Consider the following 14006-nt stretch of genomic DNA (forward strand, 5'->3'; position numbering starts at 1 on the left):
CTAATCTATATCCAGGCCGAAACCGACGCCATGTAATGTTTTGAGCAGCGCTCTTTCGAATGGCTTATCTAATGCCTTTCTGAGTTGATAGATATGAGAACGCAATGAATCTGATTCTGTTGGGTTGTCCCCCCATAAGCGATTTATCAATTCTGAACGCGTGATCACCTGGGGATGCGCGTCAACTAGAATACTCAGGATTTTATAACCCATACTACTCAGTTCCAGGCTCTTTCCCTGACGAAAAGCCTCTTTCCTCTTCTTATCAAGCTTGAGTTCACCTAGTTCACAGCTAAAAGATTGGTTAATTTGGTTTCGTTTGCTTATCGCAAGACATCTTGCAAAGAGCTCTTCCAGCGCGAAGGGTTTGGTTAGATAGTCGTCGGCACCCTGCTCAAAACCGAATACTTTATCTTGCAAGCTATCTCTGGCCGTTAGCATAATAACCGGAATATAACGCTCGGCCAGCTTCCTTATCTGTCGACACACTTCAATACCATCTAATCCGGGCAACATTAAGTCAAGGATAACCAGATCGTAGTAGTTGTCCAATGCAAGACTCAATCCCTGAGCACCATTTTTTGCATAGTCCATCGTGCAAGCTCGCTGTTCCAGATAGTCAATTATATTACCAGCAAGATCGGTATTGTCTTCAATCAACAGCACTTGTAGCGACAGACTCTGGTTCATAAATACATAACCGTTTTAGCAAACACTTGTAAAAAAACACCCTGAAAACTCAGAGTAATTTAACGAGCCGATCCATTATAAAGCTTGCAAAAGCTTTTCAGCATCGACAAATTCTGGATTGTTTTTTAATAACTTATTGAGAACACTTTTTGCCTGCTCAACTTGGCCAAGCTTGTGGTGAGCCTTTGCAATTTCAAGTCCCATTCTAGGATGCTGCATGTCTTCCTGGGCGATAATCATCAACTGAAGTGCTGTTCGTATTGCATCATCGCTCTTAGCTGACATTCCCATATAGAAACCGTACATACCAAGCAAAGAAGGCTCTAGATTATTTTTATCCTGTCTGTAACGCTTGAGAGCTGATTTGTCACCCTGAATAATTTTCGCAACCAGCTTCAAAGTCATGTCGTCGCTATAATCATTACCTTTGGCTAAAACACCACCTAAGGAACCAATCATAGCGCGGGCAACATCAACTGTTGAAGTCGGATTTTGCCCGGTAATCAATCTATTGTCGATAGCAACATGGCTCAACATCATAGGACTACTCTCGAATATTGCACCTCTTTCTTTCAATTTATCTTCCAATAGAAAGTCAAAGTGCTTCACCCATTTCTTACCAAAAAGCTTTTCTTCCTGATTAGTAAACCCGTTAACTTTTTTCCCTTTAACCAGATAACTCCCATCTTTCAATTTAACATTCACAAGTGCCGCTGGACCATGGCAAACAGCACCAATAACACCGCCAGTTTGGTATACCTCCGCGATCAATTGCTTAAGTTTTTCATTCTTTGGTAGATCAAACATGGCTCCTTTTCCACCAACGATAAAAATAGCATCATAGTCACTTTTATTTACAACTTCGATTGCTCGAGTATTATTAATTTTATTTACTGCCTGACTATCAGACAATAGTTCCTTGTTGTAAGTTTTTTCAGCGTTAAATTTATCCGCCTCAACTTTACCGCCGCGAGGACTGGCGATATCTATCTCAAAACCGCTATCTCTAAAAGTCAAATAGGCCTTGGCAAGCTCATCAAACTCGAAACCGGGCTGTTCCTCTCCCTGCTTTTTCCCATAACTGCTAACCACCATCAGAATTCGGTGATTCGCTTTATCTCCATATTGCTCGTCCAATTCTTTTGTTCCCGCAAAAACCTCTAGCGTTAATGTGACTAAAGCCAGTAAAAAAATATTGCGACCTATCACCGATACTAATTTCATCTTTTGTCCTCCAATCATCTGAGAACTAAAGCCTAGCTTTATACCTGTGAAATAAATGTGAAAAAGAAGGGACTTATCAATAGAAACCGTCAGGGTTTTGCAATCCCCCAATAATTGAAACTGACTGGCTTCCAACCTGGTATATACATTGTTTCCAGTTCTATATGATTAAATCCCCCCTCTCTCAGCAGGGCAGGTATATTCCTATCCAGATGACAGCCGCCACCAAGTCGCTTCCAAACCGGAGTCAGTCGATGTTGCCACTTCTCAACAACAGGGTCAGGCGCCAGTCCATGCTCACAAAAAACCAGCTTGCCGCCAGGTTTAAGTACGCGCAGCATCTGTTTGAGAGCCTTCAGGTAATCAGAAATGCTGCACAGCGTGTATGTCATTACCAATGTATCGATACTTTTACTATCCAACGGTATTTCCTCCCCTGGAAGACCAATAAACTCGACATCAAAGGAAGCTTTAAGCGCGATATCTTTTGCCATTTGTGTAATTTCAAGGGATGGATCAAGACCTATAACCTTGTCTACTTTGGTTGCATCGTAATAAGGCAAATTGAGGCCCGAACCGATACCTATTTCCAATACCCGCCCTTCAGCCATAGGAATGATTTTTTCTCGTTGCCGCATATTGGGCTTTAAACCACAGGTGAAATGAATTACGCGAGGCAGAATATATCGGTTGTAGATTCCCATCAGCTTGGCTCCATACCATCAATCCACTAAGTTTAGCTGAATTTTAGAACTTCAAGTCAACCAAAGGATTAGTTATTCGTTTAATGAATACAAAGACTAAAATTAGCGGAGTTAAATAAACATGCAGAAAAGATCTACCCTGCTCCTTAGTGGAATTATTGCCAGTGTTCTTCTAAACGGCTGTATTGTCCATAAGCCACATCACCACAAGCGAAGTAAAACAGTCGTAGTTAACAAAAAGCATGCGTCTGCAGTGTTCGTATTGCCTAAAAACACTCGCAAAGTTGTCCACGCGGGCGGGAATTATTTCATTCACAAAGGACATTTCTATAGAAGCCATGGTCACGGGCACACCAAAATAGCACCTCCTACAGGGCTAGCGCTACAATTTTTGCCGGAAGGCTTTGTAAAAGTTAAACGTAATGGCCTTTGGATTTATCATTTTGACGGTGTCTATCTACGATGGAATGCTCGTAAAAAAGTTTACATTGTTATCGATTGATCATCCAATCACTTATCATCCCCGATAGAGTGACAATCATAGAGTCTTATTCTTTATCGTCAAAAGTTAACTTTCAGGCTTTCTTGCAATGACAAAGTAGGAAGTCTTACTTTTTGGCGGTAACCAGGCTTTTTCAATAATGAAACCAGAGCTTAGCATACTTTGTTCAAGTTCTTTGCGACTAAAAAACTCAACATGAGGCGCTAGCCCCAACAGCTTCATCAATGGCAAAATAAATCGCATATAAGCCATGTGGTCGCTCAAACATCCAGTATTGGAAACAAAAATACCACCCGGCTTGAGCATTTTGAAAGTTTGCGCAATAACCTCTTTATAATTGGACAACAGGTGTAAAATACTTAGCCCTAATATTACGTCATACTCGTTTTCAAACTGCCGATAATCATCCAGAGTCGCCACCTTGAATTCAAGATTGTGTATCTCTGTATCCGAAAGCTTGTTCTTGCAAATTTCGACCATCTTTGGAGAAATATCGATGGCAGTGTAACTTGAGACGAGCGGTGCATGAACCAGAGCCGTTGAGCCGGTACCACAGGCAAACTCCAAAACTTTCGACTCATGGGTTAAATAGGCCTGGGTCATCGCCAGCTTTTTCTGGTAGGCCTCTTCATCCGCGACTGGTTTGGCGGCATATTTTTTGGAAATCTTATCCCAAAATAATGCAGTTTGAGTCATTTTCCTTTGCTCCCCTTTAAAACCTGTTGCTATGGAGATTAAATCATATTGTTTGGTTAAAGTTTTATACAGACATTTAAACAGGTAAATTGTAAGTTTTTGCATCACTAATATGTATTAGTTTATTACCTTTGTCTAATGTCTCCTGTCTACTATCAAGAATACCATAATTTGTATGCAACTCTTATTTTAGGTATAACTTCTCAGGTATAACTTTTCAGGAATTATTGAAATTTCTCCAATATACTCTCTTTATAGCCTAACTTTCTTTATGCCCTAACTTTCTCTCGAGCCAGAGTAGCGATGCGCTCAAAATAAACAAACTCCACATCCACCATAGATTGATCGGAGTAAAGTCTCCTACAGAAATTCTGGACTGCCCTTCTGAGTTCTTTACCCTGTTTAAACTGGCGATAAATTTTTCATTCTGTTCCTGAGCATGCCATGCTTCTTTGCTATAGCTGTAAAAAGCTTTTTTTGCTTCAACTAACCCGTTATTTTTCAATGATAGCTGATACCAGCCCTCTCGAGTCAACCAAACCTGAGCACACTTCCTATTCGGCTCCGACAGCGCCGGGGAAAGCTTCAGTTTTTGACCTCCCCCATGATTCAGGAATATCAGCTCGTGTTTATCACCACCGCGTATACATAGTCGCTGAGCTTTTCCGACCTTTGATGAGTGCCTCTGATCCAGAGCGATAATTGGATTCATCTCACCGAGCCTTGCAACTTGCTTAATCATTGCCTGCCAAAAGAGACTGTAGTTACTTTTGTCGCCGCTGGTTGACCAACCAGCAACTCCTGTTAACAGAGAGAGAGCAATTTTTCCTTTACCCTGAGCTCTCGAGACAACCAGCGGTTCACCTTTAGATGAATAGACCAGGGATATCAACTGACGATCTTGATGCTCAAACTTTATGGCTCTTCTGGAAACTAACGACTCCCTGGGTGAAACCAGGCCACCATTCCCATCATGCCAGGACAATTGAACCGGCTCACTTCCTTCTTTTGGCGAAGGATACCCTAGTTGAAAGTGTCGATGTAACCAGTGCGGTTTTATTTTTGCCGAGGCTGTGTTTTGCACTAGCAAACTATTGTCTGCAATAACGATCATCCCCAATCCCTTGTTAACTTCATTGATAAGTGCTTCGGTTTCACTCTCTGATAATTGGCTTAGCATTCGAGCATCTGCAACAACCAGATCAAATGACGAAAAAAACTCCAAATCCAGACTTTTTGAAACAGGAAGCTCCCTGTTCACTGCTTTGGTGATATATTTATCACGACTGATTTGAATCTTGCTCAAGATTTTTGCACCACTTGCCGCGGCCCAGTTATGTAGATTCTTCAATTCAAAAGAAGGAGCTGACTGCAATAGCAATAGATTCAGTTTAGAATGCCCGGTAACCTCAACATCAATTTCTTCAGAGATAAGTACCTGCTTAATTGTTTTATTCATGCGACTAATCTGCAGTCGATACAAATGATTTCCTGATAACTTTGGACGATGAGAAACTTCAAAAAATTCAGCGTTCAATAAGGCTCTTTTAACTACCATTTGCCCTGCAGGGTCTATCAACTGCATTTCAAAAACATCCGATGATTTGGCATCAGAAATATTCAATCTTCCTGAAAACCTGAAATATTCTCCAATGTTAACTTGCTGGGTCCACTCTGGTGAAAGAATTCCAGAAACTCTAGAAGATGGTATAAATTCGATAATTTCGGCACTAATCGCTTGCCATTCATTCTCAGTAAGGCCATCACCAAGTACCACTAAGTGACCAATTGACGGTTCTCTAATTTGAAGTTGAGCTGCAGAAAGAAGTACTTGTTCTCCGGTAATGCCATAACTTTCTATCATTTCAGTTGTAGGTTCTAACCAATAAAAAGATGCTCTGCTTAGCTTTGTATTAATTTTGTTCAAGCCTTCAGAACTAAAGTCTGTATTTGCAGTAATCAAATAAACTTTCTTTCCTTCACTAACTTTTATTTCAGGTTTCAAGATCAAGCCGCATAGTGCCAGCGCCACACTCAAATTCAGAGAAAAAACCAACCATCGGTACTTTCTTGATATGCCTTTCAGCCGCGAGCTTGTATTCGTTAGCGATATCAATAAGGAGGAGAAAACAATGATGACAGCAATAACCTGAAGCCCGCCAAACTCAGGGAAAAGCAAATACTCCGACAACAGAACTCCATCAATCATGCTGTTTATTCCCGTTTTTTTCCGGATCAAATGATTCTACAAACTGCTTGAATTCATTAAAATCTTGCTCTGGAATAATCCCTGTTCGATATCGATTTCTCGGTAACGCAACTGGCAGCGCTTTAATTTGCCACAGCTTTTGCTTAAGCCTGGCAAGACAGTCACTACAGTTTTCCAGCTGCAATTGATTGGCGGCCAATATTTTCTCCAGAATAACCGCATAGTTGATCAGCACCGGTCTATTTTCGCTTAATTCAAGCAGTAGTTCTCGAAGGTTCTGCAAATTGCTACGCTGCTCCGAGAATAGGGGTCGGTCTATTGGAATTGAATCTAGCGCGCTAAATCCTTTTTGCAATAGAGCTTCCTGATTATTCGACATAATGACAGCGCTTTGATTAAGGGAATAAGAAAGGATCGCATCCAATTCTCCACTCAATCGTCTATCTTCACTAACTGGTGGAGGTTCAAACCCAAGGCGTTTAACGTAGATCCTTTCCGCCTGACGCGCACGTTTCAGATAGTCGTAAGCCTTGTATTCAAATGGCAACGCTTTTTCTGGTTCAGAGAGTAACAAATGCATTTCTGCTTGCCACATCTCGTGAACGGCTTTTTTCATCCAGGTCTTAGGATCAGACTTTGACAGAGGAGCAACTTCAACACTGCCATGCTCATGGGTATATTGTGCAATGATATCGCTAGCCCCCGACAAATCCTCCAGATGGTACTCAGAGTCATGCATATGCTCTGCCTGATGAGATTCAGCTATACTAGCTTTGTCCTGTTCTTCATGTTGTTCTTCATGCCTTTCTTCGTCAGAGTGTTCCATCTGAGCCAATCCGGCAGTCGCCTCCCCCTGACTGACATCTTCACCGCCATGATAGCCATCGGCCAGCCCATGCATAGCGCCTTCTCCTTCACCAAACTCGTCCCCCAGAAATTGTCCATATTTCTCTTTTAAGTCTTTTTGTGAGTATCCCAGGTCGTGAGACTTTTCTTCAAATTCAATTGATTCTAAGTCGTTTCGATCAGCAATCAGCTGTTCTGTTTCGATAATAATCTGTCGTTGGCTTCGAAAAAATTCCGGTATGAATCTTATTTGAATTCCTTCAGCCAGCGTCTCTTCATCGTTTTCTTCCAACCAACGAAGAATTAGGCTGGATGATTTACTCAATTGAGATTCAGGTGTTCTGTTATCCCAGGCTTTGATATGAAAGTAAGCCTCATCACCAGGCTCCATTTCAAGTTCAGCTAATTTCCACTTTCGGGTAAATAACGTTCCTTTTTCAGTATCTTCAGCCTGTGAAAATTTAAAAACTTTGTCTCTAAACTTGACAGCCTCCCCACTTCCTTTGGCAACTGACACCTCGATGACGGTATTCGAAATCGCGAAATCGTCGTTAATCAGTACCTTCAGATTAAAATCTTTGGGTGCTTTCTCTCTGATTTCTGTCAAGGTTGTTTTCGGGGTGAGTATTTTTATCTTTGGTGCGCGATCTTTTATTGCCTGGATCGTATATATATCCCCAATATAAACTAGCCGTTTATTTTCAAAATAGGCCAGCCGATAAAAACCGGATCCCTTGACTTCATGCTGAAATCCAAATCTACCGTTTTCCATATAAGTCATCTTCTGCGGCTTACCATCAACACCAAGCCAATAGAGACTCTCAATATATTTTGTAGTACCAACCTCCCACTCGATCATGGCTCCTTCCAGTACCTTTACATTTAGATCAGATTGGGTTATTGGCGAAAGACCTGTGTAATCAGGAGAAGAGACAGTGAGTCTTGAAAAATTTAACACTACCAGAGCATCTGACGATTGATTTACTTCATTTATATCTATTTCACCAAAACTCGACTGTTGTATGAGCTTCATTATTAGCCAAAACGAAATGATCAGAGCAATAATGCTCAGACTCCAGGAAATGCTACGTTTAGTACTTATTTTCGGTAATAGCCTGTTTAATTCGCCAGATTTTTCTAGCTGAATCAATTTATCTGTTACCTTTTGGCGCTGTATTTCTTTCAATAGCGACTCTGGTTTTGCCAGTACAAGCTGAAGACTTTCTTCAAGTTCTGCATAGTTTCGATTTAAATGCTCAACCATATTCACCCGGTTAATTCGAGTTTTATGATTGTAATATAGAGTCACGACCAGATAGATGAGGGCGAAAATCAGACTAGTCAGAATAGCCTTACCTGCCTCCACGTTGATAGTCACTAGTGAAGCAAATGTCGCAAAATCGACAAGCATGGCACCGAGCAGAGACTGATAGCGCACTCTGCGACGAAACTCCATTATCAATCGCTCGATAATAGCTAAGGCAGGATCTTCTTGAGAATGTTTCATCATGCTCGACCAGCCCTATCAGAGCCATCCATACGATGCATTTCATTGATAGAAGAGCTTGATCTTTCCGCAATTATTCTTTCAAACAACCAGAGGACTACCAGTAAAAGCATTAGATAGGCATACAAACTATCACGCCCTGTTTGCCAGGATAGTTGTTCTCTGTTGTCAACTTTGTGCTGAATCGCAGGCAAATAGGAACTTTGAACAGGCGTATACAGTTGCCGCATGATCAGCTCATTAATAATAAAAGGAAATGACTCGCGACTAACCATATTGGTCCATTCGGGATGAAATCTACTATTAAACTTAAAACACTGCTTATCATCACACCGAAAACGGACTAACAGCTCATTTCCCTGGATATTCTTCCAAATTGCTTGAAAAAACTCGCTACTCGGAGCCTTGGTAGAGGTATTTTGCGCAACAAACGATCGAAACAGAAACATTTCTCCTTCAATAAAAGCTCGTTGAAACGCATCTCCCATTGTTTCATTAATTTCCTGCTTCAAACCTGACTCATCTGAAAAATGAAAACCTCTTGTTGCTACCAGATGAGTCAATTCAGGTTTACTTCCCGTCAATTCAAATACCACATCAAAGAACTGCTCTTTACTTAAATATTTACCAAGGCTATCCTGTTCAATATAGGTCAGGTCAATGTTAGCTCGATAGGCAGCAGGTAAGCTTTCTAAAGCCTTGTAGAGAATTTGCCCATCAACTTTTCGTTTTGAACCGGCGTAGATCAGCAAGCTAAGCTTTTTGCCTTTTAAAATTCTTCGATTCTGTATTACCGAGTTTTCATCTTCTTCGACAATTGTAATGTTTTTCGAAATATAACTAAGTTTGGCTGGATTTTCATACGCAGAAAAATCATTAACTAGATAGAGATAGATGTTTTCAGCCGGCACTTTCTTTTGTTGTACAAATTCTAGTATTTTACTTACCGATTGAAGGCTTTTGCTGTCTTCACTAATTTGTTCGATTATTTGAGCCCGCGTTTTTTCGAAATCTACTGGAATTACAGGCGAGTCCAGCACAAAGATTTCGCTTTCAGAGAAACTGTTCTTAATTGAGTGGAATTCTGCATTTGAAACCAACTCAAGCCATTGTGGAGAAAGTATTACCAATTTTTTTTTGTTGCTAGTCCAACTTTTACTAAGAAATAGCTCGCTTAATGCAATCGCAGCAATAGAGACAATTGTTATTCTAAGAAATAGTAATAACCATTGCTCTAGTCTAAATTGCCTTATTCTGGTTTCCTTCAATCGCTTAATAATTGTCAGATCACCAACCCAGACAAGCTTTCCTCTACCAGGATTTATAAGATGGATTATCACTGGGATACTAATGGCGCCAAGAGCAAAAAGGCCAGAGAGATTAGTAACATTCAGTCCTGCAAACCATTCAAACATACTAGCCTGCTCTTTTTCTCTGTTTCAAATACTCCATTAGCACATAATCCAGTGGCTGACCGGTGTTAAAGTTTGCATAGCCAATATTTTTGCTCATAAGCTCAGTTTTTAACTCTTTAATATATTCTTCTCTAGCCATTGAATAATATTTTGCGGCCTCATTCGCATTTACCAAAACTTCTTCCCGGGTTTCCAGGTCTTTAAATCGTACAGCGCCTCGATAAGTAAAATCAGCGTCTTCAGGACTGTTGAGGTGGATCGCAACCACTTCACTTAAAGAAGTATTAATCTTACCGAGAAATTGACTTATCTCGTTGTGGTGTTGTGAAAAATCACTTATAAGAAAAATGAGTGAAGGCCTCTGAAAATAATGGAGGTAAGGAATTAATTCCTGAATATCCGGAAAATAATTCTTTGCCTCTAACGAAGATAGATGAATCAAAAGTCGCTGAAATTGCTTAATTCCATTTCCTGGAGGGACAATTTCGAAATTCTGCTTACTAAAATTCATGAACCCAACCGAGTCTCCTTGCTGGATTGAAAGATAAGCAAGGCTTGCGAGTAAATATTTCGAATAAGTCAGTTTGTCTATGCTTTCCTGTGACTCAGACTTTTGTGCCATCGATGCAGAACTATCCAGTAAGAACCAGACATCTATCTCACTCTCACGTTCCGCTTCATGAACAAAGTATCTGTCGCTACGCGCAAAAAGTTTCCAGTCAATTCTCGATAGCTCATCCCCGGTCTCATAGGGTCGATATTGACTAAACTCAACACCAACTCCGCGCTGCCTGCTTTCTTGCAAACCAAATAGAAAACCTTCCGCTACACATTTCGCAATTAAAGGCAGGTCTTTAATGCGAGCAAGTATCCTGGGATCAATAAACTTTTCCAAAATAGAACCTGTTGTTAAAGCTTACTTTTCGGTTTGGCTATTCCATCGAGTAATGTCGAAACAACCTGGTCGCAAGATAATCTTTCAGCCTCAGCCTGAAAATTCAACAAAACTCTATGTCGAAAAACCGCAGGTGCTACAAAAGCAATATCATCCAACGTTACGCTATATCTCTTTGCAAGCAGAGCTTTTGCTTTAGCACACAGAACCAAAGCCTGACCTGCACGGGGTCCAGCCCCCCAACGGACAAAGTCCTTTACCTGATCAATAACTGTCGATTGTGGCCGAGTATTTCTTACAAGGTTAGCAATATAGGCTAATAGTGAGTCTGATATTTCCACACTACGAGTCATTTTTTGTAATTCAACTAAAGTGTCTGCATTTAAAAGTCGTTCAAGCTCAACTTTTCGATTACCGGTCGTCCGCTTTAAAATTTCCAGTTCTTCTGCTTCACTAGGATAATCGACACGTATAAACATAAGAAAACGATCGAGTTGGGCTTCAGGTAGAGGATAGGTCCCCGATTGTTCAACCGGGTTTTGTGTAGCCAGCACAAAAAAGGGTTCAGGCAAAGAATAGGTTTTACCACCGTAGCTAACACTTTTTTCTTGCATCGCTTCTAATAATGCAGCCTGAGTTTTTGGTGGCGTTCGATTAATTTCATCTGCAAGTAAAATATTGGTAAAAACAGGTCCCTTCTGAAATTTGAAAAACCTTTTCCCACTCGCGTGATCTTCTTCTAAAATTTCAGTGCCAACAATATCACTTGGCATCAGATCGGGAGTAAATTGGACTCGATGAAAATCAAGCTCCAGAGCTTTAGCCAAAGTACTTACCATCATAGTCTTAGCTAATCCAGGGACGCCTTCTAATAGACAGTGACCACCAGCCAACAAACTAATTAACAGCTCTTCGACTACTTGTTTTTGACCCACAATAACTTTACCTACTTCATCACCAACAGCGGCAAGCAGATTAAGTTTCTCATTGATATTTTCTTCGGCGCGCTCAAGCGCGTCACGCGGACTTGACTCAGACATTATTTTCTCGCTGAATTAATTACAACCATTTGTGCCTTTACTGGATACTGATAGATACTCTTACCAATAAAACGGTTAAGCTGTCATGGCATAAACGACGATATTAACCGCAAATTTCGTATTATCTTCATACATAAAACGTTTATTGCGAAAGTCATAATCCCATTCACAACCTAGATCTTTGTTACTGTAAAGTACGGCAATTCGTCCGTCTATTTCAATTCCTTTAAGGTAATCATGAACAAGATCATCCCCCCAGCCATTAAGCTCAATACTAGTATCAGGAGGTCCGTCAAATCTGAAAAAAGATGAATAAATGGCATGATCATTAGAAATTTTTCTTAACGCATCAGGGCCAAATATTTCAGACATTTGAGCTTCAAAACTCTGTGCAAAAACTCCATCGATATCATGATTACAGTCGTCAACAAAAACAAATCCACCGTTTTTAACATAGGTTTCAAAATTCTGTCTTTCTTCGTGACCAAACGCAACCAGCCGGTGTCCTGCAAGATAACAAAATGGTGAACTCAACATTGCAGGATCGGATAAGGGTATTATGCGCTCATTTATATCCACGCGCATTGTAGTGTATTCAATCAGAGAATTTAGAATGTTCGCCGGCATCCGCTCGTCAACATCCCAATCTCCTGACTCATAACTCAATCGAGTAAAATAGAAGTCGAAATCGCTCCTACCTTGCGCATGTAGCAATGATGGTAACGAATATGCAGTAGCGCAGCTAAGCGTTGCATATTGAAGAAACTGACGACGACTAATCATTTAAAACAGTATTTATGATGGTAACTTTATAATTTCTATTATTAAAAATTTATTCGAGTAACGCTATTTGCGCTATCGTCTACTCTGACAATAGCGCATTAGATATTGTTTTCTAACTGTTAAACAGCATCAGAAAGACTGGAAAAAGTGAAGTCTCTTACCTTCATTGGTGGAACCATATTACCATTGATTCGCACCGGTTTTCCTAGCTCCTCGATATTATTTAGCATAACAATCGGGCTTTCATTGAAACGAAAATTCTTCACAGGATATTTGATTTTACCGTCTTCAATATAAAACGTACCATCTCTAGTTAACCCAGTGTAAAGCTGTGTTTGAGGATCAACAGCACGAATATACCAAAGTCTTGTGACCAAAATCCCATGACGGGTTCCTTTGATCATTTCCTGTAGCGATTTGTCTCCTCCATCCATGATAAATTGACCGCTACCCGGTTTGTACTCGACCCCGGTTTTCTTCGCCCAATAACGAGAGTTCGGCATATTTTCAATTTTACCATCCTTAATCCAGTACATTTTTTCACGAGGATGTCCATCACCGCCAAAAGGTGCAAGTGGAACCTCAGGGTGCTCAGGATCTGTATAAATATTCACTCGTTGATCAAACATCTTTTCACCGAGTCTATTCTTGGGTGGATTTTCCTCTCCCTCTTTGGGTTTATAGCTTAGAAAACTTCTTCCTTCATCAGCTCCTCGCTGTCCCATACTCCCGACCATATTTTGAAGAAGCTGAACACTTGCTGCCGGCTCCAGAATGACAGTATATCGGCCTGGTTCCATTTCTTTAGCATCAACAGAGCCGGTTGACTTATCAATTGCAATTCTGGAAGCTTTTGCAGTGTCCAGATGCTTGACGTCCGAGTAATCTCGAGTAACCCAGCCGGATCCTTTTCCATCTTCGGTGCGTATTGTTGCCGAAAAGCTCACATCCGTTGATACATTGTAGGCAAACAATCCTTTAGAGTTCATGATTGCACTCATATTTTGATTATCATTGAGAAAGCCACTAGCAATCAGTTTATTTTTCTTAGAAGGAGAAATGCTATCATCAGCAGCTTTCGCTCTTACTTCGGGCGTGATATTAGCCGTTGATGAAAAATTTGTTTTTGATTGCTTATATTTTTGAGGGCCTAAAATCGGCATATACTCCGGATTCTCAGGCGCCAATTTTGCTAACTCTTCAGAACGACGTACCACTTTTTCCAGTGATGCATCATCAAATTCATTGATTGTTGCAACGCCACTCTTCTTGCCAAAAGAAGATTGTACTACTAACGTTAAATCGTTCACTTCTCCTGCAGTCGTTACGGTGTTTCGTGCATAACGAATATTGCCACTTTTTTGTCCCGTTAGATTACATTCACATTCGTCTGCCCTGGAAAAAGCCAGGACCTTTTTTAAAATCGCTTTCGCTTCCTTTTCAGATAATATTGACATGATTCACCTCATTAAATTCTGTTTATTCTTTGCGCGAC

The 14006-nt window shown here is 40.6% G+C and carries 12 protein-coding genes; 1 reads left to right on the forward strand and 11 read right to left on the reverse strand.

Features of this window, described 5'->3' with window-relative positions:
* The 3 genes from IYN84_RS09220 to IYN84_RS09230 all read right to left on the reverse strand — a co-directional run bounded on the left by IYN84_RS09220 (window position 1) and on the right by IYN84_RS09230 (window position 2618).
* A complete protein-coding gene (locus tag IYN84_RS09220) occupies window positions 1-690 on the reverse strand; it encodes a response regulator transcription factor (RefSeq protein ID WP_196138913.1) in 690 nt (229 codons plus the stop codon).
* A 75-nt stretch (window positions 691-765) separates the two neighbouring features.
* Entirely contained in the window at window positions 766-1914 is a 1149-nt protein-coding gene (locus IYN84_RS09225) for a DJ-1/PfpI family protein (RefSeq protein WP_196138914.1), read from the reverse strand.
* 89 nt (window positions 1915-2003) lie between these two features.
* Window positions 2004-2618: a class I SAM-dependent methyltransferase gene (locus IYN84_RS09230; RefSeq protein WP_196138915.1), complete on the reverse strand. Its 615-nt coding sequence runs from the start codon at window positions 2616-2618 to the stop codon at window positions 2004-2006.
* A 121-nt stretch (window positions 2619-2739) separates the two neighbouring features.
* Between IYN84_RS09230 and IYN84_RS09235 the strand changes: the two genes are divergently transcribed.
* Window positions 2740-3120 carry a DUF6515 family protein gene (locus IYN84_RS09235; RefSeq protein WP_196138916.1) on the forward strand — a complete coding sequence of 127 codons (381 nt, stop codon included), beginning with the start codon at window positions 2740-2742 and terminating at the stop codon, window positions 3118-3120.
* Window positions 3121-3186: 66 nt separating this feature from the next.
* On the opposite strand, the gene IYN84_RS09240 is transcribed toward IYN84_RS09235, so the two are convergent.
* The 8 genes from IYN84_RS09240 to IYN84_RS09275 form a co-directional block, all read right to left on the reverse strand.
* A complete protein-coding gene (locus IYN84_RS09240) occupies window positions 3187-3816 on the reverse strand; it encodes a class I SAM-dependent methyltransferase (protein ID WP_196138917.1) in 630 nt (209 codons plus the stop codon).
* A 259-nt stretch (window positions 3817-4075) separates the two neighbouring features.
* Window positions 4076-6025, reverse strand: coding sequence for a hypothetical protein (locus IYN84_RS09245; RefSeq protein WP_196138918.1), 1950 nt, complete (start codon window positions 6023-6025; stop codon window positions 4076-4078).
* Window positions 6018-8381: a hypothetical protein gene (locus tag IYN84_RS09250; protein WP_196138919.1), complete on the reverse strand. Its 2364-nt coding sequence runs from the start codon at window positions 8379-8381 to the stop codon at window positions 6018-6020. The genes IYN84_RS09245 and IYN84_RS09250 overlap by 8 nt, the downstream gene beginning before the upstream one ends.
* The gene (locus tag IYN84_RS09255; protein WP_196138920.1) at window positions 8378-9793 is read right to left on the reverse strand and encodes a BatA domain-containing protein; all 1416 of its coding nucleotides are present in this window, start codon (window positions 9791-9793) and stop codon (window positions 8378-8380) included. Before IYN84_RS09255 ends, IYN84_RS09250 begins: the two co-directional genes overlap by 4 nt.
* A gap of 1 nt (window position 9794) precedes the next feature.
* The gene (locus IYN84_RS09260) at window positions 9795-10688 is read right to left on the reverse strand and encodes a DUF58 domain-containing protein (RefSeq protein WP_196138921.1); all 894 of its coding nucleotides are present in this window, start codon (window positions 10686-10688) and stop codon (window positions 9795-9797) included.
* A gap of 14 nt (window positions 10689-10702) precedes the next feature.
* Window positions 10703-11728: a MoxR family ATPase gene (locus IYN84_RS09265; protein WP_196138922.1), complete on the reverse strand. Its 1026-nt coding sequence runs from the start codon at window positions 11726-11728 to the stop codon at window positions 10703-10705.
* Between the two features lie 75 nt (window positions 11729-11803).
* Window positions 11804-12511: a DUF4159 domain-containing protein gene (locus IYN84_RS09270; RefSeq protein ID WP_196138923.1), complete on the reverse strand. Its 708-nt coding sequence runs from the start codon at window positions 12509-12511 to the stop codon at window positions 11804-11806.
* A gap of 119 nt (window positions 12512-12630) precedes the next feature.
* Window positions 12631-13968, reverse strand: a complete 1338-nt coding sequence (locus tag IYN84_RS09275) for a TldD/PmbA family protein (RefSeq protein ID WP_196138924.1) — start codon at window positions 13966-13968, stop codon at window positions 12631-12633.
* Between the last annotated feature and the right edge of the window lie 38 nt (window positions 13969-14006).

The organism is Aliikangiella sp. G2MR2-5, assembly GCF_015687155.1.
Classification (GTDB): domain Bacteria; phylum Pseudomonadota; class Gammaproteobacteria; order Enterobacterales; family Kangiellaceae; genus Aliikangiella.